The 23672-nt window shown below is 56.9% G+C and carries 26 protein-coding genes; 20 read left to right on the top strand and 6 right to left on the bottom strand.

The genetic code is table 11. The annotated features are described in order from the left end of the window. Positions 1-1674 carry a phenylacetic acid degradation protein PaaN gene (gene paaN / locus LW884_07055; protein MCE3008085.1) on the bottom strand — a complete coding sequence of 558 codons (1674 nt, stop codon included), beginning with the start codon at positions 1672-1674 and terminating at the stop codon, positions 1-3. A 301-nt stretch (positions 1675-1975) separates the two neighbouring features. Between paaN and LW884_07050 the strand changes: the two genes are divergently transcribed. Beyond that, complete coding sequence (locus tag LW884_07050) at positions 1976-3397, top strand: MBL fold metallo-hydrolase (GenBank protein MCE3008084.1); 1422 nt, start codon at positions 1976-1978, stop codon at positions 3395-3397. Here LW884_07050 and LW884_07045 read toward each other — a convergent pair. From LW884_07045 to LW884_07035, 3 genes are all read right to left on the bottom strand, one after another. Beyond that, positions 3394-4653, bottom strand: a complete 1260-nt coding sequence (locus LW884_07045; GenBank protein ID MCE3008083.1) for an MFS transporter — start codon at positions 4651-4653, stop codon at positions 3394-3396. The two genes, LW884_07050 and LW884_07045, sit on opposite strands and share 4 nt — an antisense overlap. Next, on the bottom strand, positions 4638-5537 hold the full coding sequence (gene miaA / locus LW884_07040) for a tRNA (adenosine(37)-N6)-dimethylallyltransferase MiaA (GenBank protein ID MCE3008082.1): 900 nt from the start codon (positions 5535-5537) through the stop codon (positions 4638-4640). Before miaA ends, LW884_07045 begins: the two co-directional genes overlap by 16 nt. 112 nt (positions 5538-5649) lie before the next feature. Further along, positions 5650-5877, bottom strand: coding sequence for a hypothetical protein (locus LW884_07035; protein MCE3008081.1), 228 nt, complete (start codon positions 5875-5877; stop codon positions 5650-5652). Positions 5878-6055: 178 nt separating this feature from the next. On the opposite strand from LW884_07035, the gene LW884_07030 reads away from it, so the two are divergent. The 13 genes from LW884_07030 to LW884_06970 all read left to right on the top strand — a co-directional run bounded on the left by LW884_07030 (position 6056) and on the right by LW884_06970 (position 18487). Beyond that, on the top strand, positions 6056-7474 hold the full coding sequence (locus LW884_07030) for a hypothetical protein (GenBank protein MCE3008080.1): 1419 nt from the start codon (positions 6056-6058) through the stop codon (positions 7472-7474). Positions 7475-7586: 112 nt separating this feature from the next. Beyond that, entirely contained in the window at positions 7587-8342 is a 756-nt protein-coding gene (locus tag LW884_07025) for a Clp protease ClpP (GenBank protein ID MCE3008079.1), read from the top strand. 57 nt (positions 8343-8399) lie between these two features. Beyond that, positions 8400-9278: a hypothetical protein gene (locus tag LW884_07020; protein ID MCE3008078.1), complete on the top strand. Its 879-nt coding sequence runs from the start codon at positions 8400-8402 to the stop codon at positions 9276-9278. Between the two features lie 121 nt (positions 9279-9399). Next, positions 9400-10008: an N-acetylmuramoyl-L-alanine amidase gene (locus LW884_07015; GenBank protein ID MCE3008077.1), complete on the top strand. Its 609-nt coding sequence runs from the start codon at positions 9400-9402 to the stop codon at positions 10006-10008. Between the two features lie 10 nt (positions 10009-10018). Beyond that, positions 10019-10471 (top strand): phage holin family protein, encoded by a 453-nt coding sequence (locus LW884_07010; protein MCE3008076.1) that lies wholly within the window; start codon positions 10019-10021, stop codon positions 10469-10471. Then, the gene (locus LW884_07005; protein ID MCE3008075.1) at positions 10464-10892 is read left to right on the top strand and encodes a hypothetical protein; all 429 of its coding nucleotides are present in this window, start codon (positions 10464-10466) and stop codon (positions 10890-10892) included. Before LW884_07010 ends, LW884_07005 begins: the two co-directional genes overlap by 8 nt. After that, complete coding sequence (locus LW884_07000; GenBank protein ID MCE3008074.1) at positions 10889-11797, top strand: hypothetical protein; 909 nt, start codon at positions 10889-10891, stop codon at positions 11795-11797. The genes LW884_07005 and LW884_07000 overlap by 4 nt, the downstream gene beginning before the upstream one ends. Positions 11798-11800: 3 nt before the next feature. Further along, the gene (locus LW884_06995) at positions 11801-12466 is read left to right on the top strand and encodes a hypothetical protein (protein ID MCE3008073.1); all 666 of its coding nucleotides are present in this window, start codon (positions 11801-11803) and stop codon (positions 12464-12466) included. A 60-nt stretch (positions 12467-12526) separates the two neighbouring features. After that, positions 12527-13618, top strand: a complete 1092-nt coding sequence (locus LW884_06990) for a hypothetical protein (GenBank protein MCE3008072.1) — start codon at positions 12527-12529, stop codon at positions 13616-13618. Between the two features lie 32 nt (positions 13619-13650). Further along, positions 13651-16125 carry a hypothetical protein gene (locus LW884_06985; GenBank protein MCE3008071.1) on the top strand — a complete coding sequence of 825 codons (2475 nt, stop codon included), beginning with the start codon at positions 13651-13653 and terminating at the stop codon, positions 16123-16125. A 21-nt stretch (positions 16126-16146) separates the two neighbouring features. Continuing rightward, positions 16147-17541, top strand: a complete 1395-nt coding sequence (locus tag LW884_06980; protein ID MCE3008070.1) for a hypothetical protein — start codon at positions 16147-16149, stop codon at positions 17539-17541. 78 nt (positions 17542-17619) lie between these two features. Further along, positions 17620-17901 (top strand): DUF2892 domain-containing protein, encoded by a 282-nt coding sequence (locus LW884_06975; GenBank protein ID MCE3008069.1) that lies wholly within the window; start codon positions 17620-17622, stop codon positions 17899-17901. Beyond that, positions 17876-18487: a TetR/AcrR family transcriptional regulator gene (locus tag LW884_06970; protein ID MCE3008068.1), complete on the top strand. Its 612-nt coding sequence runs from the start codon at positions 17876-17878 to the stop codon at positions 18485-18487. Before LW884_06975 ends, LW884_06970 begins: the two co-directional genes overlap by 26 nt. A 13-nt stretch (positions 18488-18500) precedes the next feature. Here LW884_06970 and LW884_06965 read toward each other — a convergent pair whose 3' ends face one another. Together LW884_06965 and LW884_06960 are read right to left on the bottom strand one after the other, a co-directional pair. Continuing rightward, a complete protein-coding gene (locus LW884_06965) occupies positions 18501-19415 on the bottom strand; it encodes a sulfite exporter TauE/SafE family protein (GenBank protein MCE3008067.1) in 915 nt (304 codons plus the stop codon). A 132-nt stretch (positions 19416-19547) separates the two neighbouring features. Next, positions 19548-20294, bottom strand: coding sequence for a LexA family transcriptional regulator (locus LW884_06960; GenBank protein ID MCE3008066.1), 747 nt, complete (start codon positions 20292-20294; stop codon positions 19548-19550). Positions 20295-20413: 119 nt separating this feature from the next. Here LW884_06960 and LW884_06955 point away from each other — a divergent pair, with 119 nt between their 5' ends. The 6 genes from LW884_06955 to LW884_06930 form a co-directional block, all read left to right on the top strand. Next, a complete protein-coding gene (locus LW884_06955; GenBank protein ID MCE3008065.1) occupies positions 20414-20650 on the top strand; it encodes a hypothetical protein in 237 nt (78 codons plus the stop codon). 65 nt (positions 20651-20715) lie between these two features. Beyond that, on the top strand, positions 20716-21120 hold the full coding sequence (locus LW884_06950; protein ID MCE3008064.1) for a hypothetical protein: 405 nt from the start codon (positions 20716-20718) through the stop codon (positions 21118-21120). A 39-nt stretch (positions 21121-21159) separates the two neighbouring features. Then, the gene (locus tag LW884_06945) at positions 21160-21369 is read left to right on the top strand and encodes a hypothetical protein (protein MCE3008063.1); all 210 of its coding nucleotides are present in this window, start codon (positions 21160-21162) and stop codon (positions 21367-21369) included. A 249-nt stretch (positions 21370-21618) separates the two neighbouring features. After that, complete coding sequence (locus tag LW884_06940; GenBank protein ID MCE3008062.1) at positions 21619-22077, top strand: hypothetical protein; 459 nt, start codon at positions 21619-21621, stop codon at positions 22075-22077. A gap of 51 nt (positions 22078-22128) precedes the next feature. Continuing rightward, a complete protein-coding gene (locus LW884_06935) occupies positions 22129-22938 on the top strand; it encodes a hypothetical protein (protein MCE3008061.1) in 810 nt (269 codons plus the stop codon). Further along, a partial coding sequence (locus LW884_06930) for a hypothetical protein (GenBank protein ID MCE3008060.1) occupies positions 22925-23672 on the top strand: 748 nt, incomplete at its 3' end. The genes LW884_06935 and LW884_06930, both read left to right, overlap by 14 nt.

Here is a 23672-nt window from a genome sequence, read left to right as displayed (position 1 = left end):
TTAGGAAGCTGCTATGCGCATGCCCACACGGGTAAAGCGGCGGACGATGAAGGCAGGGTCCGTCAGGCTGGCGTTCCCGCTGGGGTTGCCGCCCGATACGTGAAAGTCGCTAAATCCCGCGTTCTGGTTTACATAGATCGGGCCACTCAGGTTGGCCGATACGGCAGTGCCCGCATCAGCCATTTGGTCCGAAATCTTATGCAGGGTTGCCGGGTCCAGGCTCCAGGCACCGCAGGAGATAGCACCCTTTTCGCTCGCTATCTCTGCCGCCAGCCGGATGCTCTCATCCGTGCTTTCGGTGGGCACCACGAGTACAATCGGGCCAAAATGCTCCCTTTTCAGGCTTTGCAGCTGGTCGGCGGCCACCTCCATCACCAGGGGGCTTGCCGTGCGGGCCTTCGGATATTCCGGGTTGGCGATCTTCAGGCTGTCTAGCAATACCTTTCCCAGTTTTTTGCTATCCTCTATACGCCAGGCTGTCTGCTCGTTCTGTATGGCACCCAGCACCGCAGGTCCAGCCTTTTCGTGCGTAGCCAGCCCGCGTATGGCCGCCGTCAGGGCCTCCACTACCTGCGCGTAGTCCACCTGCCCATCGCCTGTCTTTATGCCTGCTTTGGGTATAAAGATGTTCTGTGGGCAGGTACACATCTGGCCACTGTACAGGTTCAGGCTGAAGGCGATGTTTTGCATTGTCTCCTTCAGGTCGGCAGTACTGTCCAGGATGATGCTGTTCACACCTGCTTTTTCCGTGAAAACCACCTTGTTGGGCAGCGACTCTATGTAGTCGCCAAAACTACTGCTACCGGTAAAGTCGATAATCTTTACGCGGGAGTCTTCGGCGAGTTTTTTCGTGATGGGGTTCTCGGTTGTATCCGGTGCCAGCAGAACGGTGTGCGGATCCAGGCCCTGGGCTTTCAGTACCTGCTGCAGCTCCTCCACCACTATGGCAATGGGATAAATGGCGAGGGGATGCGGTTTCACGATAACGGTGTTTCCGGTCATCAGGCTGGCGTATATACCCGGCACAGAGTTCCAAACGGGGAATGTGCTGCAGCCAATGGCCAGCGAAACGCCACGGGGCACAATGCGGAAGTGTTTCTTCAGCTTCACCGTTACCTTGCCCATGGGTTTTTCCCAGTTCTGGTACTCGGGGAAGCGCGTCAGCTCGTGGTAGGCCAGGGCTACGGCCTCCAGCGCCCGGTCTGAGGCATGTGGGCCACTAGCCTGAAAGGCCATCATCCAGCCCTGCCCGGTGGTATGCATGGTGGCGAAGGACTGCTCGAAAAATCGGTCCTTAAGCCGCTCGATGCTTTCTATCAGAATATTCGCACGGGTTTTTATGTCTACGCGCTTCCACTGCTCATAGGCTTTCTGGGCGGCTTCAATGTAGGCTTCGGGCCGAGAAAAGGCAGGGTAGCTGATGCGTAGTGCCTCGCCGGTATAGGGCGATACTTCCTGCCCAGCCAGGCTGCTGTCGCCCGCTTGCAGCAGGGGGTAGGCCTGGCCCAGCCTGGCCTGGTAGGCCGTGCTGCCAGTTTTCATTCCGTCTTCGGCATAGGCCTTGGGGTTTTCGTCGTAGGGAGCGTAGAAGGTGCGTGCATGTACGGCCTCTATGGCACGCTCCAGGAGAGCCAGGTGCTTGTCTATGGCAGGAGATTCGGCTACTGATTTCATGTTGATTTTTGGGTATTCTGTATTCAAGGATTTTTGCACGCGTCGGAAAAACAGGCAGTTGAGACCTCGACCGGGTTTCCCTACGGCACACAAAGATACGAATAGCCGTAAGCTACGGTGATGTACGCATGCCTGCAAGCCACAGATACCCACATCCACAGCCTGAAAGCCGTTCAAGCCTGTATACATGATATCTTTTTCATGTAATATTGCTGCACATGCAACTTTTTTAGTAGTCGTGTTGTAGCAGTTGGGATTCGACCGAAAGAATTGTAACTTTAGACTTAAAACCCACCGAGTCATGTACGTAGAGCAACTGTATACTTCTTGCCTGGCGGAAGCCGCTTATTACATCGAGAGCAAGGGCGAGGCCGCCATAATAGATCCCCTGCGTGAAACGGAGCCGTATCTGGAGCTGGCCAGGCAGCGGGGCGCAACCATCAAGTATATCTTCGAGACGCACTTTCATGCCGATTTTGTGAGTGGCCATATCGACCTTTCGCATAAAACGGGTGCGCCGATTGTTTTCGGCCCGAACGCAAAGCCGAGCTACACGGCACACGTGGCCGAGGATGGAGCCTGCTTCCAGATAGGCGACCTGACCATACAGGTGCTGCATACACCGGGCCATACCATGGAGAGCACCACCTTTCTACTGAAAGATGAATCGGGCAAGGACCACGCCATCTTTACAGGCGACACCCTCTTTATCGGGGATGTAGGGCGTCCGGATCTGGCAGTAAAGTCCGACCTGACCCAGGAGGACCTGGCCGGACTGCTGTACGATAGCCTGCATGCCAAGATACTGCCACTGGCAGATGCGGTGATTGTATATCCGGGCCACGGAGCCGGTAGCCAGTGTGGAAAGAACATGAGCAAGGAAACCACCGATACCCTGGGCAACCAGAAGAAGGTGAACTATGCCCTGCAAAACATCGGCAAGGCGCAGTTTATACAAGAGCTGACAACAGGCATACTCCCTCCGCCTGCATACTTCCCGGAGAATGTACGGCTGAACAAGGGAGGTTACGAAAGCCTGGATGTGGTGATGGAGCGGGGTGCCAGGCCGCTCAGTCCGCGCGACTTTGAGCTGGAGATGGAACAAGGCACCTTTGTGCTAGACACCCGCAACCCCGACGACTACGAAAGAGGCCACATACCCGGTAGTATAAACATAGGCCTGAATGGCCAGTATGCTGTGTGGGTAGGTACGGTAGTGCCCTTTGGTGCCAGGCTGGCCCTGGTTCCCGAGCCGGGTAAGGAAGAGGAAAGCATCCTGCGCCTATCTCGCGTAGGCTACGACAACGTGGCTGGCTATCTGGCGGGCGGAATGGATGCCTGGACGCAGGCCGGAAAGCAGACGGGTACGGTGCGTAGTATAGAGGCCGAAAGCATTGCACAGGCACTGGCCATGGGTGCGGTGATCCTGGATGTACGAGGCCCTGGAGAATACGAAACGGGCCATATCCGGCAGGCCATGAATGTGCCGCTGGCCGACCTGCAGCAGCGCCTGGCCGAGCTGAAACCCGATCAGCCCTACGTGGTACACTGTGCGGGCGGCTACCGCAGTATGATAGCTTGCAGCATCCTGAAAAGAGCTGGCTACCAGAACCTGCAGAACGTGTATGGCGGCTATAACCGCATCAAGCAGGAGGCGGGCCTGGAGTTTGCCGAGGGCGCGTGCCCTAGCCAGCAGCGTGCAGCGCGGCTGGGCCTTAGCTAGTTTAGCGGATCGGAAGCCTCTGCCTTGGGCATGCGGCCCACCGCCTGTATCAGCCTGGCGTAGGCCAGTATACCCAGCGTGTACATGGCCGCAGTGAATAGAAAAATCTGCCAGTAGGGCAGCTGGTAGGCGCGTAGCAGGGCAAATAGCTGGCTGCCAATCACCCAGCTACCACTCCAGATGCTGCTGGTAAAGGCACTGATGATTTCCCGGTTTCGTGGCCCTACGTACAGGATTGTCAGCTCGCCTGCCATCGGCTGGGCCAGCTTCATCAGCGGGGCGCGGAACAGGAAGAGGACGATGGCCGTGGGCAAAGCCCAGCCTGCGGTGCCATACAGCTGGCAAAGCGCCAGGCCAATGAGCAGCAGCACCGCAATAGCCTGGCTGCCGCTAATGGTCCAGCCGAAACCAAACTGACGCTTCAGCGCTGGCCCCGCCACCACCATGCCAAACACCAGCAGGCTACTACCCGCCCCCATCAGGCCGAATGCGCCGCTATCGATGCCGAATACCTGGTAAAAAAACAGATTGATGAAGGGGAAGGTAAAGCCGGCCCCAGTGGCCAGCAGCAGGGTGGGTATCAGTGCCCGCAGGATGCGCCGCCACTGATAGCTGCCACGCAGGCTGCGCAGATTTAGTGTGTGGGGGTGCGTGCTAGCCCCCAGGTTATCCTGCAGCCGGGCAAAGAAGAAGACCGAAAGCAGCCCCAGGCCAGAGATGCCGAGCAGGATAATCCGTTCGTCTGGCACAGGGTTCATCCAGATACCCGCCAGGGCTATCAGCCCACCCGCGGCTACCTGGCTAAGGGGTACTACGGCATAGTGTAGCGCAAAGGCCTCGGCATAGTGCGCAGGCGGCACCTGCCGGATCATGTAGGGCTGGATGCACACCTGCATGAGCACAAACAGCAGCCCCCACAGGAACATAAGCCCCAGCGTGAGGCTCCATACCTGCCACGGCACTACCCACAGTAGCAGGCAGCTCACCAGCGGCAGGCCCACGCCCGAGATAAGAAAAAGCGGCCGGAGCAGGCGGCCACGTATATACAGCCCGATGGGGATGGCAGCCAGCAGAACCCCCAGGTAGCGCATACTCGTCAGGCTACCTATCAGGCTATCCGCATAGCCCAGCTTGGATAGATAAATATTGAAGATGAGCAGAAACGCACTGTTTACCAGATGGAGCATAAACTCTCCGGCACTCAGCAGATAGGTCTGCCCGGGCAGCTGGCGGTATACGGCTAAATGCTGGCGCATAACTGCTGTAGTGCCTGGTGTGGTGCTAGCCACTGCAGCCCTGCCAGGCGGCGAAACCAGCTGAGCTGCCGCTTGGCATAGTTGCGTGTATGTTGCTTTATCTGGTCGGTCAGGGTGGCTATGTCATACGCCCCCTGTAGGTAGGCCACCGTCTCTGCATAGCCTATGGCCTGTAGGCCTGGGGCCTGGGGTCCGTAGCGGTCCAGCAGTTGTTCCGTCTCGGCCACCAGGCCTGCCGCCATCATCTCATCCACGCGCTGGTCTATGCGGGCATACAGCACCGCGCGCGGCCAGTCCAGGGCGTAGTATTGAACGGAAAAAGCACGCGGGCGGGGGCCACCTGCCTGCCAGGCACTCAGCGGCCTGCCTGTGTCGTAGTACACCTCTAGCGCCCGCTGCACCCGCCGGGGATTGCGCAGGTCTATACGCTGCCAGGTGGCGGCATCCACCCGTTTCAGCTCGGCTACCAGGCTATCCAGGCCCTCGGCTGCCAGGCGCTGGCCCAGCAGGCTGCGGGTCTCCGGCAGCGTGGGGGGGATCTCATCCAGGCCTTCGCACACAGCCTGTATGTATAGGCCGGTGCCCCCGCACAGGATCTGTGTAGGCTGCTGGGTGGCGAACAACTGTGTAAGGCATGCCTGTGCATACTCGGCATACCGGGCTGCGCTGTACGCCTCCGCCGGCAACACCAGGTCTAGCCCCCAGTGGGGCACCTGTGCCTGCTCCAGCACCGTTGGCTTTGCTGTACCGGTCTCCATCTCGCGATAAATCTGCCTACTGTCTGCACAGAGAATGTTACAGCCTAGCTGTTGCGCTAGCTGTATAGATAGGGCGGTTTTGCCACTGCCAGTAGGACCACAGAGTACAAGCAGACGGGGTTGCATACGCGAGTTTAGCACGCAGGGTGGGTACGTTCTCGTGCTTCCGCAGAATAAGAGTTATAAATGAGAAAAGCCTCCACGAGGGAGGCTTTTCTGTTTCTTTGAGAAAGAGAACTTAGTGAGCAGCTTCTTCTTTAGCGGGCTCAGCTTTCTCAGCGCCTTCTTTGGCAGCTTCTTCTCCCTCAGCAGGAGCAGCTTCCTCAACGGCAGGAGCAGCTTGCTCTGCTTCGTTCTTGGCAGCGTCGTTCTGCTCAGTCTCGTCTTTTTTCTCTTCAGCTTTTTTGTCACAAGCTACGAAAGTGAACGCAGCCATGGCGAACAGTAATACAAAAAGATTTTTCATTGTGTGTGTAAAAAAAATTAATTGATGGCACAAAGATAAGGGACTGCTCGGAACAAATGCAAGAGCAGACGCAAATTTTTTTTGATGTTTTTTACAAGCCTAGCTGAGTAGCAAGTGGTGTGTATAAGTGGCTGGTAGCTGTTTATTGCCTTTACGGTCGTTTCTGTAGTTTGGTGGCATGAAACAATGCCTTGTCCTGCTTATAGCACTCTGTGCTGTGGGCACCACCACCCGGGCCCAACAACAAGATGAGCAGCTGAAAACCTACCTGACAGAGCTGGAAACGGTAGAGGCCCACTATGCAGCTGCCCGCCAGGCCGACCCGGCTAACAAGGGGGCCACCCGGCTGGCCACCAGCCTGGGGGGGGTAACGGCAGCCCTGCAGAACTATCAGGCCGGAGGACTGCAAAAGACCGAGCTAAAACCTGCCGTGCAAAGTGCGCTAAAGGAGGCAAAAAGGTATCCCACCCAGCACGCCAGGCAGGCTGTAGCCGCCCTGGAGGGCGTGCTGCGCCTGCTGCCCAGCCTGCCAGATGAGCAAGCACTGGACAATGTAGCCACGCCCGAGGAGGTGGAATCGGCAGAGGCCCCTGCCCCAGTAGAAACAGCACCACAGCCAGCCCTGGAGGTGAAGGACACCGGCACGCGACAGCTAGAAAAAACACTGGTATACGTTTTGTTCGCTGTATACCTGATAGCGGTGGTGGCCTTTGGGTTCATCCTGGCCGGGCTGTACCGCAGGCGGCTGACGAAGGTAAAAAACCATGTGGCGGAACTGGAACGCAGGCTAGGGCAGCTAGACTTTGGCCAACAAGACCCCCAGGCGTATACCCAGGTGGTGCAGGAAGACCTGAAGAGACGCTGGGAGCGCCTGGAGAATAATACCGTAGAATTCATTGGGAAAGTGGAAGAGGAGCTGAAAGCACTGCGAGAGCAGGTGCAGGCCAAGGCCGTGGCACCCAGCCAGCTGGCCCTGGAGCAGCGACTGGTACAGCTAGAGGCCCGGCTGGCTGCCGGGAAGCCTGCGGCACCAGTGCCCCCACCCCAGCAGCCCGCTCACCCCACCCCCACCCCAGGCGATGCCCTCCCACCCGCCATAGAGCCCGTATCTCCGCCAGCCGGGCCAGATACCCTGCTGGGGCAGGTGCAGGCCGCCGTAGCCCGGCTGGGCAACGATGCCGCCTGGCAAGAACTAATACAGAACCTGCTGCAGGCCGAGGCCGGGGCCACCCAGCCCAACACGCGCAAACTGGCCCAGCTGGTGCAGGCGGTGTATGCACAGCTGCCCGAGCTTTATCCAGCACTGCTGGACAGGGTGCAGACCCTGGGCATGGTGGCCGAAGACCAGATGGTGGGCCGGATGGGCTTCTCAGACTTTTATGCCGAAAACCTGCCACTCGACCGATTTCGCCTGGAGGAGGAAAACATACTGCCAGGCGTACAAAATGCCAGCATCCTGAAACAAGCAGAAGCCCAGCCTGTATACAGCAAGGCCGTGAAAAATACCGTACTGCTCACCCTACGGCCTACCATGCTGCAGGTGCAAGAGGGGGCAAAAACAGTGCTCAGCCGCGGGCTATATGTGGTACTCAGCTAGATTTTTCATGAAAAAACTTAAATAGTCATAATACAGATTAAAGATGTAAGTAGTTATACATCATTAGTTTATGTAATTTTTATTTTACAATCGGAGGCTTTTCCTTTGTAGCATGTTTACGCCGCTACAGATTAGCCAACAAGCCGGAACGATTCGCCTGCACCTTACGGGGTATATAGGCGAGGACGTAACCGAACAGCAGGTGCTCCAGCAGCTGGAGGCCCTGCCCGATGCCGAGCAGATAGAAGTGTTCATCAACAGTGCGGGGGGCAGTGTACCCGTGGGCAATGCCATTGCCCACCTGCTACGCAGCCACCCGGCACCAAAGACTGCCTACATAGTGGGCAGCTGTGCCAGCATGGCCACGCTGATTGCCCTCAGCTGCCAGCGCATTGTAATGGACGGCCTGGCCGAGTGGATGGTGCACCTGCCCACCACCACGGCCACCGGCCGAAGCGACCAACTGGCAGATGCCGCCCGCATAAGCGAGGAAATGGAGCGCCAGTTTGTGCAGCTGTATGTGCAGCGCACGGGCATGCCCGAGGCCAACATGCTGGCACTGCTGCGTGCTGAGCGCTGGCTGCCCGCCCGGCGCGCGCAGGAGCTGGGCTTTGTAGACGAGGTGCTGGAGCTACAGATGGCCGCCTTTTATCCCAAAGCCCCATCAGGCAGCCGTACCACTACCCCTGCCAGCCCAGTGAAGCGCCCCAGCCAGATTATTCGCCTGGCACAGGCCGATGAGGGGCGCAGCGGCTGGCAGTACCTGGACTGGGCACGCAAGGACCCGGCTGGCCTGGCCGAAATGAAGTGCCACGAGCCCCAGCGCTTTGAGGCCCTGCTGGCCCGCATGCGCGTGCAGCACACCTAAGTACCCTCCCCCCTCTGTCTTTCTAGTTTTCAATCATAAACCCCAAAACAAACAAACATGGCAGGACTGAACAAAGAAGTATGGCTGTCCCTAATCAAGGAGCAGTTTTACCCCGATTTCACCTTTCTGAACGAAGCACTGGACCTGAGTGCCTTTGTACAGAATGACGTGATCAACCTGGCAGAGGCAGGCGTAAGCCCCAACGTGCTGAAGAACAACACGACCTATCCGGTGCCGGCCAGCACCCGGGCAGACGTTGGCATCACCCTCACCCTGGCGTACTATGACACGGAGAGCACCATTGTGCGCAATGCCGAGCAGGCCGAGCTGAGCTATGACAAAATGAGCAGCATCCTCTATGGCCACAAGCAGGCCCTGCTACAGCGCCAGTACAATGAGGCCGCCCATGCCTATGCACCGGGCACCAATGGCACACACACGCCGGTGGTAAGCACCACTGGGGCACTCAGCGGGGGCCATCGCTTGCTCAGCTATGCAGACATTGCCCGGATGGCGCAGCGCTTTGATGCCATGCGGCTAACTCAGGCGGGACGCGTGCTGGTGCTGGATAGCACCGCCATGGAGCAGCTGCGGAATGAAGATCGCGTACTCTTCAACCAGATGATGAACCATGCCGATGGGGGGGCGCCGGGTGCGCTGTATGGCTTCCGGGTGTACAGCTACGAGCAGCTGCCGCTGTACAACAGCGCGGGCAGCAAGAAAGCCTTTGGCGACGTGTTCACCGCCGGAGACCGCTTTACGCGTGCCATAGCCTTTCAGCGCGAGGAGGTGATGAAAGCCGTAGGCAGCCTGGATATGTTTGAGCGCCTGCGCGACCCCGATGCCCGGGGCGACATCATCGGCTTCCAGCAGCGCTTTTTGGCACTACCCATCCGCAACAAGGGGATTGGGTCCATCATTACCGCCACTGCCTAGCTGGCTAGCTGGGCCTACTGCCCGATAGCCTTTTCAGGCTTCGCAGAAATGCCCCCGGCCTACCGGGGGCACCTGCGGGGCTACCCCTTTGCAAACAAACAAAAACAAACACGCCTGTTACATGAACCTGGATCCCCTATTCGAGGAGATGGGCCGGAACCTGCAAATACCAGCCCGGCTCTTCCTGCGCGCCGGCCACCACCGGGATGACCCCGGAGCAGTGGCCAACGGCCTGAAAGAAAACGAACTGACCATAGCCCTGCGGAATGACCTGGCCCAGGCACTGAAGGCCCGGGGCGTGGTGGTGCTGGTGGACGACGATGCCGACGACCTGGCAACCGATGTGCAGAAGATAGCACAGCAGTGCCGGCCGAATGACATCCTGCTGGACCTGCACTTTAACGCGGCATCGCCCAGGGCCACCGGTACCGAGTGCCTGGTGCCACTAGCTGCCAGCCGCACCGAGGTAAACCTGGCCAACGAGATTGCCAAAGCCGCAGCGCAGTGCATGCAGATACCCAACCGGCACCACTACAACGGCGGCCTGCCGAAAACCGAGGCCCAGAGCCACCATGGCCGGCTAGCCATTATGCGGCCAAACTGCCATAATGTGCTGTGGGAAGTATGTTTCCTGACAAATGCCGCCGATATGGCTGCCTATGCAGCCCACCATCGTACCCTCATCTCTACCCTTACGCACACCATTTTCCCCTACCTGCATGTGGCATGATGTGGAACAAATGGCCGGACTCGGCCTTCGCTTCAAGTATTGGCTGGCTGCCAACCTGGCTAGCCTCGGCCTGGCCTTCGGCTGGCACTGGCTGGACCACCACGTACACCTGTACGTATGGAGCCCCAGCCTCACCTATTACCTGGTGTTTGTCATAGTAGTGGCCGATTTCTGCACCGGTGCCACCTTTGCCTGGCGTCAGGGCCGTTTCGAAACCCGCAAGGCACTGCGCTCCATCTGGAAGCTCGTCAGCTATACCTTTCTGCTTAGCGTGGCGCACAACCTGGGGCAGAAAGAGCGCGTGTTTGGCTGGCTGCCCGAGGCGGTGCTCTTCCCCATGGTGGTTATCCTGCTGCTCAGCCTGCTGAAAAACCTGAGCCTGCTGGGCTGGATAGACCCCCGGCTAGCCCACCTGATGTACAAAAAGATAGACACCTACAAAAATCCCCCTAGCCATGAGTAAACCCTGTGTGCTGCTTACCCTACTGCCGCTACTGGGCCTACTAGCGGCCTGTAGCCCCTGCAGCGAGCTGGGCACCACTACCCTGCGCGAGGTGCGAGATACCCTGGTAGTTAGCCCAGGAGCTCAGCTACATGCAGCCTGGCTACCCACCCGCCCCTACGTGAAAGACACGGGCCGCCTGCGCCTGCGCCTGCAGCCCGTATGGCTACCCAGCCAGGCAGCGGGCACGGCGGCGCTACAGCTCGTACGGGTGCAGGCAGCCTGCGTGCCCGATACCATCCGGGTGCCCAAGGTGGTGCGCGAGTATACCACTCACACCCGGGCTAGGGCCAGGCGGGGCTTCTGGCACTACAGTGGCATCGCCTTTTGGGCCCTTCTTCTTGTACTTGGTTTCACTTTTTCCATTCGCAAATACCTATGAACAACCTTCCTTCTTTTCATCCCACCAGCTGTGCTACAGACCTGAGCTACCTAAGGCAGTGCTGCCCTGGCAGCGAGCACGGCGGCATTCGCAACGTAATCCTGGTAGACAAGTACTACCAGCCCACCCTGGTGAGCGCCCTGAATGCGGCCGGAGACAGTGCCACGGCCCAGCTAGCCGCCTGGCAGGCGGCCAATACGGCCGGGAAGATCATCATCCTGGCCAATGTGCTGGGCGAGTACGACGGGGGCACGCCCAATGAAAGCCAGGGCTATGGGGGCACCCTCACCCGCATTACCGGCATGGACCACAGCGCCACCGTGGAAGACCTGAATGTGGTGGGCAACCGAGCCTTTGCCGATGCTGCCCTGCGCAGCCAGCGGCACGTGCTGTGGTTTGCCACCGAGCGCCTGATCTGGAATACCCACGCTACCTGTGGCATAGCTGTAACCATGCCCGTGGAACGAGAATACAACAGTGAGCTGCGCTACATATACACCTTCAAGTGGAGTACCACCAGCCACCCACAGCACTACTGGCTGCCCGAGGCCCTGCTGGTGTGTGCGGATGAAGAAGAGCAGGAGAACACCATCGGTTTCGAGATAGTCAATAACGAAGACTCCGATGTCTCTTTCCTTTTTACCTACAACCCGCCGCCTGCAACCAGCCTGACTATTGACCTGGTCTCGGTAATATACAACAATGGCACCACCAGCACCGAGGTGCTCAACACCTTCGAGATCTTCTCGGCCGAGGTAGAGCCGAATCTGCCCGACCTGCTCTATACCGCATTCCGAAAGAATCAGCTAGTAATGCCCGCCGGTACCTACACATTCCACTTCGAGCTGGAATCGGGTAGCAACTATACCCCGGCTTCATTCTCTCTCAACCTCACAGTAAGCTAGGCCATGCTACGGTATATACGCCGCCGATCAGGAGCCACACACCGTCCGGAACCATTCCGGGCGGTGCTGGATCCGGGCCACCAGGTGGTACAGGCTTTTGAGTGGCAGGGCAAAACCTACTACAAGTTTGCCAACGAATACAACCTGCCCTGGGAACGCATGCAGGTGGCCGTAGGCCTGATAGAGGAAGACCGGCTGCGGGTAGATGCCGGCTATGTGCAGGCCACCCTGGCAGCCGTAAAGGAGCAGCTGGACAAGCGCAAAACCGGAGAGGCCTACAAATGGCTGAATGCGCTGGAGGAGCGGCTAAGCTGGCCCTTTGATGTAGACCTGGTGTACCGCCTGGCAGCCGTGGTATTCTTTGACGAAAGCGAGAACCCCTACGGCTACGATGCGGCCTATGCCTACAGCAAGATACAGGCCTGGCGCCTGGCGGACCGGGAGGCCGAGCAGCTCAGGCGTTTTTTCTCACTGCTGGGTCTGGAGCACTACTTAGGGCCCTTGACGGATGCCGGCATCGATTTGAAGCCCTATTCCGAGGCCCAGCGAAAAATAAAACTGAGCCAGCTGTCTCAGCTCTGCACGCTACTCTACGCACAGCAGAAGACCGCCGCCTGGTACAGCTCTATCAGGCAGGAGGCTACCGCCCTGAGGGCATTGCAGCCCTAAGGCGCATGGGCTGGTACGACTATCTGCTGCTACTCGAAACCCTACAAACAACCCAAAAACATGAATCCGCAAACCGAAGCCTATCCTGAGCTGAGCCAGGCCCAGGCCAGTGCGCTGGCCGAGGCCAAAAAGGTATATGCCGAACTGGAGAAGACCCAAAGGTCTTTCTCACAATCTGCAGCCCAAACTACCAGGGGAATAGCGGGCCTGGGTGCCGCCCTGCAGGCCACCCGGGTGGAGGCAGGCCTGAAAAACCTGGGCCGCACCGCCCGCCTGGAGGCCGAGATGACAGGCAAAAGCCTGATCCGGCAGGCCGATACCCTGGTGGCCTACTACCAGGGCATCGGTGCCTCGGTAGGGGGCATCCTGAGTGCCACTACGGCCAGGGATCAAGCCCGCCTGGGCAGGCAGATGGAGCAGCAGCAGGAGCAGGTGGAGGCTACCCTGGCACAGATAGCCCTGCTACAGGAGGCTGAGGCCAGTGCATCGGGCATGCGCCAAGAAAATCTGCAGCAAGAGATTAGCCTGAAAGAGGCCCAGCTACAGCAAGAGCAGGCTGCCGTGCAGCGTACCGAGCAGGCACAGCGCCAGGTAGAGGCCGCTGCCGCCCGGCGCACCAAGCAGCTCAATCTCTTCAGCGCTACGGTAGACACCGCCGCTGCCATAGCCAAGGCGGTAGCCTCGGCACCCTTTCCGGCCAATATCCCGGCCATTGCATTTGCCAGCGCTACCGGTGGGGCCCAGATAGCTGCCATTGCTGCCCAGCCGCTCCCGCAGTTTCGCACGGGTGGCCTGGTAGAGGCCAGCCAGCTGGCAGGTGTGCTGCGCGGGCCCGCCCACAGTGCAGGGGGCATCCCCATAGAGGCAGAGGGGGGCGAATACCTGGTGCGCAAAGAGCGGGTGGCTGCCCATCTGCCCCTGCTGGAAGCAATAAATGACGGACGAGCCCTCAGCCCACACGTGCCGGGCCACGAGTATACAGACAGCGGTGCCCGCATCAGCAAAACCTTCTCTGCAGAAATACAAGGGCTGAAAAAAGAGCTGGGAAAACTGCGGCAGGTGCAGGTGAACCTGGATGCCAGGGGCTTCCGGCTGTATGAGCAGAGCCAGGTGCAGCGCACAGAATACCTAAACCAACGCTATAAGTCATAGAACATAAAAACCTGTTTGTCAGCAATATAATTATGATCTGGAGATTTAGTTTGCAGCACGCAAGCCTGAATGGCGGAAACTGGCTGGTGGTAGAGGAGCCCATTGGCTGGGACGAAGCCAGCATCCAGCTGAAACGCGACCCTAAGTGGCACAGCATCCAGGCCGAATACAGCCTGCCGCTCAAGTTCATTGGGCAGGCGGCCACCTTTCTCTACCAGCTTGGCCTAAGCCAGGGCATAGATGAGCCGGTGCGGTGCCGCATAGAGCATGCTGCCAGCCAGCCCTATGCGCAGGGCTATCAGGATCAGCCCGCTACGCGGCGTATCCCGACGGCACAGCCCAAGGCGGGCTGGCAAACATTTCTGACCGGGCGTGTAAACCTGGGCGACGGGCGGTACACGTACGAAGACGGACTGGCCCTGTACGATGCCAACATTGAACAGGAAGGCAACTACCAGCAGCTGCTGAGCCGAATGGACGCACAGGTGGACCTACGGACGGCCAAAAGCATGGATGGCAGCAGCCTACCCACATACCACTATGCGGACTATCAGCTGGAGATACTGCCGAAGCCACTGATTGAGCAATCTATAGCCCAGTACACCGGTGCCGGAGCCTATGCCTACCAGAATGTGCCCGTGCAGAATGGAGACTTCTCCGGCGCGCACTGGCTGATGGACCCGGTGTACAATAGCAACAGCTTCGAGACCGATGAACTAAGGGGCCTGCTGCCTGTAGACTACGGCAACCAGACACCTGGCAGTTTCGGCAGTACGCTTATTGGCATAACGGGGGGCGGAGGCTGGCCCACCAATAACCTGAGCCCTTTCTTTCAGGCTGTGGGCAGCTACGAGAACCTACAGCTACGGATCCGGATTCGCTTCCGGGTAACCATTAGCAGCCCCGGGGGCCTGGCCAGCTGGGCCGCCTATCCGGTGGTGCGCTTCAAAAAAAGCCCGGAGCCAGGGCAGGGCACGGGGGGCACCAGGCTATGGCAGGGGGCACCCATTGCCAGCGATGGAGAGCCCACTGCTACGGTTCGCACAGAGACCTTCGACCTGAGTTTTGTGCACAACACGGGTAGTGTCAGTAGCCTGGAGTATTTCTATCTGCACTTTGGCTTCGGAGACTACCTGCCCGCCCCACCCCTGCCCCCCATCCCGCAGAATACGGTGCTGAGACAGGGGCAACAGGTGCAGTTTTTCCTGGAAGCTTTCCGCGTGGAAATACGCAACAGCAATGCGTATAGAAACACCCTGGTGCGGGGTTTCCTGGCAAACGAGGCACTGGCCCGCCTTACGGAGCAGATTACAGATGCCCGGGTAACCGCCTGGAGTGATTTGTTTGGTACAGACCCGGCCTCGCCCTACACAGCGGGCAGCCAGCCCTTCGCGCCAGAATCGGGCCAGGATGGAGCCGGATACAACCTGTTCGTTACCAACGGACTGCTGCTACGGGGCATCGAGCAGAAGACAGACCAGTTTGGCACCACCGTGCCCACGCCCCTGCACATGAGCCTGGAGGAGCTGCTAGATGCCCTAAACGCCTGCTACAACATAGGCTGGGAGCTACAGCCCCGCCCCGCAGGCCAGCCTGTACCCAGCCTGCTGCAGGGCAGGCTGGAGCAGGTGCTGCGGGTAGAGAAAAAGTCCTATTTCTATAAAACCGGTCCACACGTGCTCAGCCTGGCCGCAATAAAGGACTATGAGCTGAGGGTGCTGGAACGAGAGCACTATACGCGCATACTGGCGGGCTATGAAAAAGCGGACGTGGAGGGCGTGAATGGCCTGGAGGAATTCAACACGAAGCGCGAGTACCAGGCCGACCTGCAGTACAGCAGCAACCAGCTGGACATACGCTGCAAGTTTATAACAAGCGGGTATGTGATAGAAAAAGTGCGACGCATAGAGGGCAACAAAAATGCGAGCACAGACACCGCCTATGATGCCGACCGTTTCTTCATCTGCACCTCGCGCCGGAGCGGTACGCACGCCGATGGACAGACGTACAACGGGCCTGCCCAGTCTGAACGGACCGAATCCTTTGTGAGCCTGAGTACGGACCCCAATGGCAACCTGCTGGACGGCACCCGCTCGCTGAACCTCCGCCTGGCACCCCAGCGAAATCTGAAACGCTGGGCACCCATCCTGTGGGCGGGCCAGGCCATCAATACCATCCGACAGAGCTACTACGAGGGCAACAACCGCGAGGGCTATGCCCTGCTGGATGGCACCCTGCAAGACTCCTTCGAGAACTTCCCCGCACCAGACCGTAGCTACCAGCGCACTTACTTTGGCCCGAGCCTTCGGCGGTATTATCAGCCCCTGGAATTACGCTTTAGCTACCCCCTCAGCTGGGAACAGTATCTGCAGCTGAAGGAGGACCGCTACAGCCCCATCCAAATACAAGATAGCGAGCTGGCCAACGGCCGCTGGTACCTGCGCAGCCTGGAGTACGAGCCTGCACAGGGAATGGCCAAGTGGACACTGGTAAAGGCCCAAAACTGACATAACTCTTATATACCCCCTATGTTCGACTTCACCCAATTTCAGGTTCACAGCCCCAGGCACAGTTTCATCCGCTTTGTGCCCGATACGCCCCAGCTGATACTGCCAGCTGAGTACCGAGCCCTGCAGACCATCCACACGGTGCTAAACGCCCAGGCCCTATACCGGCAGGCGAATTCTACCACCTATCAGCTAAACCGATACCTACTGCTCGGGCCCAGCTATGGGATGGAAAATCTGGCCCGCTTTGGGGTCGGTCTGCCCGAATACATAGCCGGATATAAACTGCAGGCAGATTTGGTTTTACAGCAAGTAGCCATCGGCCATCTGAATATCTATACCAGTGTAACGGCCTTCTACATGGAGTTTATCCCCCTGTGGCCTGGCTTGCGGGCTGTAGGGGGGCTGATCCTTTTCCGGACAGGCAACGATACCAACAATCAGCTCCGGACAGAGCCTTACGGAGAATTCCAGTACCTGGGCCTGGGCAGTAGCACTACCCTGCCGCCAAGCCTGGCGGACTTCGATCTTTTCAACGGAACCCGGCTTACCGGCTATACCGAGCTCCCGGTCCTTCGCTCCAGCTATTTCCTGGCAGAGGCAGACACCGCTGCGAATGCGGAAGTAACCGAGACACTCCCCCCCCTGCAATTTAGGCAGGGAGACACGCTATACGTGCCCCTTTATCTCTATAGCGCTACTACGGCAACGTATCCGGCCCTGGTTTTTTCGCTTAAGAACGCAGCAACAGGGGTAGAGACAGCACTGAACCAGGTAGATGCCCGCACAATCTACCAGGTAGACGGTGCCCGTAGCGAAAGCCGGGTATTCTCCTACACCGGTAGCACGGCCACCGGGCGCTACTGTGTCTATGCATTTTCGCTACCTGCCGCACTACAGCCTGGCTGCTATCAGCTACAGCTACGGCTGCAGGGTGTATCCACGGGCTGGGTGAGCGGTGCCTTTGAGGTAGTAGCGGGCACGCTGCCCTACCAGCTGCTGCGCTACCGCAGTGCCAATGACCAGGCCGACTTTGTGTATCAGGATCCGGCCAATGGCAGCGAGCTGATAGAAGCCTGGAACCAGCTGCGGCTACCCCTACAGCTGCGCAACTACCGGAGCCAGCACGAGCGGCGGGTATACAAGCGTAGTGATGGTATCAGCATCAAGCTACAGGAGCGGGTGGACAAGTTGTACCAACTGGAGGTGGACTATCTGCCAGAAGCCCTGCACGAAAAGCTGATAACAGCCCTTTCTCACGACTATGTGCAGCTGTATCAGCCCCAGCTACAGCAGTGGATTCCCCTGGTTTTTACCGGCGAATACGAGATACAATGGCCCGAAAACCAAAGTCCACTAGCCCCTGCGGTGGCCGAGGTGCAAGTAGCGGAGTACCAAAACCTGAATGCAGGTTAAAAATCAGGAAGGCAATGAACCAATATGACCGATCGGTCGTTCTTGTTCTGGTTTTTTAATCCTTATTCCCTAATAATTATGAAACTTCACAATCCGATCAAGGCCTTCAGCTTTACTTTCCACAAGAATGTAGGCAAAACAGAACGAATTATCCGGCTACTGATTGCCGCAGCAGGTATCAGTCTTTTTGCCTTTGGTACCGTAGCGGGCGGGCTGGGTATTGTGGTGCTGGTTGTTGTGTTTGCCATGCTTGGCACGGGTATATCCGGCAAGTGCCCCATGCACTATATTGCGGGCATAGATACAACGGGCAAGGCCAGGCCCGTACAGAGCCATGAAAGCAAAAACAAGCAGGGATAAAATCATTGCCGACTGCCACGTGGCTGTGTGGCGAAGCGGCTATCACGCACTGGGTATAGCTGAGATCTGTAGGCTTTCCGGCATCGAAAAGTCGTCTTTTTACAACTACTTCGAGTCTAAGAATGAGTTCTTCCTCGCCGTACTGAACAGGTACGGCGAGGAGCTTGTTGGTCGCTTCCGGCAAGCCTTTGGCAACATGGATGTACCATTCCAGGATCAGACCCAAAACTTCCTGATCCAGTTAGAGAAAGATTATACCGAGACGCTGAAGTTTTTTCTGGGATGTATGGCGGGCAACCTTAGCCTGGAGCTGGCAGACGATTATCCGGTTTTCCGTGCGTCCCTGCAGCAGGTGTTCAGCCGGGTGGAAGATGTGCTGGAAGCGCGCATACAGCATGCGCAGCATACGAACGAGCTTGCAGCCACCCTCCCCGCACGAGAAATGGCCTCCATGATGCTTGCCCTCCTGGAGGGCTGCCTGCTGTACATGAAGGCTTTCAAGAACGAAAGGGCATTTCGACTACTACAGAGCTGGATGGGCGTGCTAATGGCAAGCCAGGTACCAGCAGGCCCCCGCCAAACGTAGGTACCACTACCCCCTATAAGAAAGCCAGCAGGATGAGGCGCAGGCTGACAAGGATGACCACGCAGCCTACGGTAATCATCATGGTGCGGATGGGCAGCCGCTGGCTCAGGTGGGCAGCGAGTGGTGCCGCAATAAGGCCGCCCAGGATAAGCCCTGCAATAATCTGGAGATGTGTAAGCCCGATGAGGGTTACAAAGGCGACGGAGCTGGCTGCCGCCACAAAAAACTCGGCCAGGTTTACACTACCTATGGTGTAGCGGGGTGCCCGCCCACCCGCTATGAGCGTGGTGGTAACAATCGGACCCCAGCCGCCGCCCCCTACAGAATCCAAAAACCCACCAACAAAGGCAAGTGGGCGAACGCGCTTGAACTTTTTGGTCTTACGCTTCTTCCGAACGGCCTTGCGGATAATCAGCACGCCCAGCAGTAGGGTATAGATGGCAACAAAGCCCTTTACATACTGAAACAGGGCTTCCAGCTCGGAGATGAAAAAAGCGCCCAGTATGGCACCCAGCATGCCGGGCACCAATAGCTTACGGAAAAGTCGGGTGTTCACATTCCGAAAGCGCAGGTGCATAAGGCCACTTACCCCACTGGTAAAGATTTCGCTGCTGTGCACACTGGCACTGGCAGCGGCAGGGGGCACACCTACGCTGAGCAGCGTGGTAGTAGCCGTAACGCCGTAGGCCATGCCCAGTGCACCATCTACCATCTGTGCGGCAAAACCTGCAAGCAGAAAGAGATAAAAGTCTGTGCTGGCATGCGCCCAGGTATACGCCCACAGCTGGCCTACCGCAGCACCCATGCTGTGGCGCAGGCTGCTGCTGCCCAGCAGCAGCAGGCCCAGTGCCGCCAGGGTGCCTAGCAGGCCACTCAGTATCCACTGCCAGCGCACAGATATTCGGGCCGTTTTGGTTTTCTGTTTCACGTGTGCAAATATGAAGGTTTTTGTTTTGCAAAATAAAACTAAATGTATTTTTTTCAGTTTTTTATTTTGATAAAAATCCAGAAACCACCCGCATGCCCGTCCTTCTATACTTGCGCCCCGCCTGCCCATGGGCTAGCTGCCGGGGCGCTTTTGCATTTCGTTTCTCAGATCCCACAGCTCCTGCTCCAGCTTATTCAGCCGGTCGTACACATTCTCTGGGCCATGCAGCTTGGCGCTAATCTTCCGCTCCACGGCCAGCAGGTGGTCTACGGCATCGGCGGGTATGGGGTAGGTGGCATGGCCACTGTTATCACTTTTCAGGATCAGCGTGCCATCCCGTTCATAGCGGTTTAGCACACGGCGTATGGCCCAGGCACCATCTCGTACAAAGATGATGTACACCCGGTTGTCCTGCACATCCTGGATAGCACAGGGCCGGCCCACCACATAGTCGCCCGGATACAGGGTGGGCGCCATGGCCTCCTGCCGTACCTGAAAGGCATAGTGCTGGACCTCCGGCTCCAGGTCTGGCAGGTGCAGGTAGGGCAGGGCCAGGTACCACGTGGGGTCTTGGCGGTGCAGCATGTATGCTGGCACCAGCTCGTGCCCCACCAGGGGCACATTGGGCAGCTGCGGTGCGCCCGGGTGCAGGGGGCTTAGCTCGGCCTGCAGAAACAGGGGCCCCGAGCCGGTGAGCAAAAAAGTGGGGTTCACCCGGTAGCACTCCATCAGGCGCTTCATCAGGCTGGCACTTATGCTGGCCTTTCCCCGCTCCACGTCACTGTAGCTCCCCTGCTTTAGGCCCAAGGTGTAGGCTATCTGCTGCTGGCTGATACCCAGGGCTTTGCGAACCTGGCGAAGGCGTTGGGCTTCTGTCATCGTTTGGTTGGGCTTGTGGCGCAAAAGGTACGAAGACCGACCTATCCAGTAAGGAACATAGAAATACGCCTTGCAAGATATAGATTGAGTCTTTTGATTTGTAGCAAACATTCAAAGCTATGCAACAATCAAAAAATAGACAGGCCAAGCCGGGAGAAAGATTCAACCCGCAGGCAACTCCCAGCAAATTCATCCGAAATTTTCGCTCAAAAAACACTGATAACGAGGAATTTGCCATGATTTCGGCTTTGCAAGACTTTGCCGAATCCGCTTCAGATCCTACCTTGTATGGACTAGAGAATCTGTCCGACCCGGATTGTATTTTTTTCGATGAGTCTGGCCTATTTATAGATTAATTCTATTTATTTGTTCAATTCTGTATATTCCACCTGTATCAAACACACATCCAACAATCATGCACATGAAACACCCCTCCCCCACCCAGCTCCAGGCCGATGCACAGGCCGCCGACAAGCTCCTGCAGGCCTACGCATACCAGAAAGCCGCGCGCCGGACAGCAGAGCAGGAACTGAACGCCCTGCAAAATCTGCTGGAAGCCCTGGCAGCACGAAACCCCGAATGGTTTGCCCACCAGCAGACCTACACCCTGCCACACGGCAAGCTATGCTACGTGCAGCGCAGCACCGCCCTACTGGCCGCCCAGTACAGCCCACAGGCCGTATACGCCGCCTTTCCGCAGGCACTGAAGCTGCAGCCCGCCATCAGCCAGCTAAAGGTACTGCTCGAAGACCCTGCAACACGGCTGGCACTCGAGCAGCTGGGCCTGGGCATCTGTACCGAAACACAGTTTGAGGTAAAAATCTGATTATCAATTATTTTATTCATCATTCAAATTTTTTTCCAAATGAACATCCCCCCAAACCCCACCACCTCGCACCACGAAAAGCGCCGCCAGATGACCCTGCGCCGAAACGAAAAAATCTGCGAGCGCTTTCGTGAGCTATACGAGCAGCACCGCCTGCGGCTAGACGACGTGCTGAACCAGCTAAGCGATGAATTCTGCCTGGCACCGCTCACCATCGAGCGGATACTGAGCAGAGAAACACAAAGCTAGCAGGCCAGCCGCAGCAGCATCCGGCTCGCAGCCGGGCAGATGCCACCGTGCACACCAGGGGGCACCCAGCCCCCACGCCCTTCTGGCCACTGCCCGGTCTGCGCGGATGCCGCACGCCCACCGCTCTCATAAAAAAATGTCTTGCACCCGCTGCCTGCCGCCACGTACTTGCAATACAAGCCACCTCCTTTACAAACACACGCAAACAACACCGCAAACACTTTTCCATTCCACCCAAACCCCAAGAACATGCAAGCGAACCCAAACACCAACACCCAGTCTACAGATCTGGACCACGCATTTAGAACCCTAAGCACCAAGCTACACAGCCTGGGCTGCGTATTTGTAGACCACTACAACGGCCAGCCCGAGCGCTCGGTAGACCATGTGTACAGCTGGCCCGCCGCCTTTATCGAGTTTCAGGCCCTCCGCTGGGAGCAGCCCAGGGGCCGTATCGTCACCGCACAGGGCAGCCTGAGCCTGCACCTCATCCAGCAGCACCTGGGCGACAGCTACACCACCGCCCAGGGCACCCAGGCAGGCCGCCCCCGCTTTGCCCTGGTAGAGCAGGTACAGCGCGGCCTGCACAACTGGAAGCCCGAAGGCTTTGGCTACCTGCTGCTAGCCGGCACCCAGCCAGCCCGCCTGTGGAACCAGCTGCTGGCCGATGTGCTCAGCTACCGTTTCGAATACCGGCGCTGCCTCTAGCCCCCCCCCGACTAGGTACCCCAATTTCTGTTATCTTTAAGCAACACACCCATGCAACGCACACCAACCAAAACCCTCCCCCCGCCCGACCCCAGCGAGTTCGCCCATTTTCTGGCCGACAAGCTCTACATCCTCAGCTACGTACAGCAGCCCAAGCGCGACCAGCGCTGGCTAGAGATGGTAGTAGACTACACCCTGATCGCCCAAAACCAACCCCCAAGCGAGGCCCGAACCCGCGCCCTGGAGCTGGGAAGAGCACAGTTTAGAGACTATATACAGAACCAGACCCCCTCTGGAGAACCAGGAACCTTTCTGGACTTAGTCACCGTACATCCATCCTTGCAGAAAACGGAGTACTACAAGCTATTTACCGACCTACTTCAAGAATTTAACTATAGCAAGAATCCGGTAGCTACAAATCTAAGGAATCGAATTGTGCAATGGGGCCAGAGAATAGTTTTACATTCTGGTACTATAGATAGTAAAAATAATCATTATGGTATAGTAAGTATTCCGCCACAAGTTTTGGGAGAATCTATAAGTGGAATTCCTGTATATTTTCCAGTAAAACATGAAATAAATATTTCTCTATATACTGCTAGAATCTCGCACGATTCAGCAAAAAATAGAACGAATGCACAAAAGAATTATTCTGAAAATTACATAGGAATAGTGCCTCCATTAACCTTGATGTCTGTATTAGTCCATGAATTGGCTCATGTTGTATACTACTTGGAAAACTGGGGAGTTTTTGCTTATCTGGATCATCCATTATTTCCAGTTGGGAATAGGAAACAGCTGGAGATAGAAAGTGAAAAGTTTTCGGAATATTATGAATACAGATATTATGAAACCAGATAAGGTTATTAGTTTAATTGTTGTCCTTCCATTCTTCTGTTCCGGAATTGGATATGCCCAGAAAAAGAAGTGTGACATAGATTACTTATGTTGCATCATATATGACAAAAGATTTGGTACTCAGTTGGCAGCTAACTATCTGGAGACCAAAAGAATGATAGCACCGCCCGGACTTATATATATCCCTTCTCCTCCAAGGGGCATTGTAAGTTTACCAATTGATTGTGGTAAGAAAATACTTTTTAAGTATTCTATGAATTCACATGCTGAAATTTATGGTCCTCTCATACTTATCGACAAGGAAAGGTGCCAGGCCCTGGAGTTCGGTTCCTATGCAGAGATACGGGAGAATGCTGCGCTTAGGGAGTGTGGTTTCAGCGATTCGGAGTTATTTTTTATTTACTTGACCAACCCGTTTTTTGATGGAAATAAAATAGGAACTAGGGTCATTTACTACCAGCTGCCGGGGCCACCTACTACCAGAACCTTGCAGCTGGATAGTTTTATAAATTCCTACTTCAAGCTGAATTCCTATTCCCTGCATTCGTTTCTAAAAAGTATTGATCGCCAATCCCGTAAAAGGATTTCTTATTACAAAAGAAAGTTTAGAAATCAGGCTTATTTTATAGTAAAGTATCATATCGAAGAAGCAGAAGAAGAAAGCGAGAGGAGTTATTTTACGGTCTTCTACCTGACCGCTGATAACAGGATGGAAGAGATTACCCACGAGCTATTCT

Source organism: Bacteroidota bacterium (assembly GCA_021300195.1).
In the GTDB taxonomy this organism is placed as follows: domain Bacteria; phylum Bacteroidota; class Bacteroidia; order J057; family JAJTIE01; genus JAJTIE01.
Note: the sequence above shows the minus strand (reverse complement) of the source record. Positions and strands in the feature narration are given on the sequence as shown.

What these genes read in the sequence shown, in the direction of transcription:
- LW884_07015 (MCE3008077.1), top strand. Translation starts at nt 9,400, where the DNA reads ATGAACCTGGATCCCCTATTCGAGGAGATGGGCCGGAACCTGCAAATA.
- LW884_06985 (MCE3008071.1), top strand. Translation starts at nt 13,651, where the DNA reads ATGATCTGGAGATTTAGTTTGCAGCACGCAAGCCTGAATGGCGGAAAC.
- LW884_07025 (MCE3008079.1), top strand. Translation starts at nt 7,587, where the DNA reads ATGTTTACGCCGCTACAGATTAGCCAACAAGCCGGAACGATTCGCCTG.
- LW884_06955 (MCE3008065.1), top strand. Translation starts at nt 20,414, where the DNA reads ATGCAACAATCAAAAAATAGACAGGCCAAGCCGGGAGAAAGATTCAAC.
- paaN (MCE3008085.1), bottom strand. Translation starts at nt 1,674, where the DNA reads ATGAAATCAGTAGCCGAATCTCCTGCCATAGACAAGCACCTGGCTCTC.
- LW884_06995 (MCE3008073.1), top strand. Translation starts at nt 11,801, where the DNA reads ATGCTACGGTATATACGCCGCCGATCAGGAGCCACACACCGTCCGGAA.
- LW884_06980 (MCE3008070.1), top strand. Translation starts at nt 16,147, where the DNA reads ATGTTCGACTTCACCCAATTTCAGGTTCACAGCCCCAGGCACAGTTTC.
- LW884_06990 (MCE3008072.1), top strand. Translation starts at nt 12,527, where the DNA reads ATGAATCCGCAAACCGAAGCCTATCCTGAGCTGAGCCAGGCCCAGGCC.
- LW884_07005 (MCE3008075.1), top strand. Translation starts at nt 10,464, where the DNA reads ATGAGTAAACCCTGTGTGCTGCTTACCCTACTGCCGCTACTGGGCCTA.
- LW884_07000 (MCE3008074.1), top strand. Translation starts at nt 10,889, where the DNA reads ATGAACAACCTTCCTTCTTTTCATCCCACCAGCTGTGCTACAGACCTG.
- LW884_06960 (MCE3008066.1), bottom strand. Translation starts at nt 20,294, where the DNA reads ATGACAGAAGCCCAACGCCTTCGCCAGGTTCGCAAAGCCCTGGGTATC.
- LW884_06975 (MCE3008069.1), top strand. Translation starts at nt 17,620, where the DNA reads ATGAAACTTCACAATCCGATCAAGGCCTTCAGCTTTACTTTCCACAAG.
- LW884_06970 (MCE3008068.1), top strand. Translation starts at nt 17,876, where the DNA reads ATGAAAGCAAAAACAAGCAGGGATAAAATCATTGCCGACTGCCACGTG.
- LW884_07010 (MCE3008076.1), top strand. Translation starts at nt 10,019, where the DNA reads ATGGCCGGACTCGGCCTTCGCTTCAAGTATTGGCTGGCTGCCAACCTG.
- LW884_06935 (MCE3008061.1), top strand. Translation starts at nt 22,129, where the DNA reads ATGCAACGCACACCAACCAAAACCCTCCCCCCGCCCGACCCCAGCGAG.
- LW884_07020 (MCE3008078.1), top strand. Translation starts at nt 8,400, where the DNA reads ATGGCAGGACTGAACAAAGAAGTATGGCTGTCCCTAATCAAGGAGCAG.
- LW884_07050 (MCE3008084.1), top strand. Translation starts at nt 1,976, where the DNA reads ATGTACGTAGAGCAACTGTATACTTCTTGCCTGGCGGAAGCCGCTTAT.
- LW884_07045 (MCE3008083.1), bottom strand. Translation starts at nt 4,653, where the DNA reads ATGCGCCAGCATTTAGCCGTATACCGCCAGCTGCCCGGGCAGACCTAT.
- LW884_06950 (MCE3008064.1), top strand. Translation starts at nt 20,716, where the DNA reads ATGAAACACCCCTCCCCCACCCAGCTCCAGGCCGATGCACAGGCCGCC.
- LW884_06940 (MCE3008062.1), top strand. Translation starts at nt 21,619, where the DNA reads ATGCAAGCGAACCCAAACACCAACACCCAGTCTACAGATCTGGACCAC.
- LW884_07030 (MCE3008080.1), top strand. Translation starts at nt 6,056, where the DNA reads ATGAAACAATGCCTTGTCCTGCTTATAGCACTCTGTGCTGTGGGCACC.
- LW884_07035 (MCE3008081.1), bottom strand. Translation starts at nt 5,877, where the DNA reads ATGAAAAATCTTTTTGTATTACTGTTCGCCATGGCTGCGTTCACTTTC.
- LW884_06945 (MCE3008063.1), top strand. Translation starts at nt 21,160, where the DNA reads ATGAACATCCCCCCAAACCCCACCACCTCGCACCACGAAAAGCGCCGC.
- miaA (MCE3008082.1), bottom strand. Translation starts at nt 5,537, where the DNA reads ATGCAACCCCGTCTGCTTGTACTCTGTGGTCCTACTGGCAGTGGCAAA.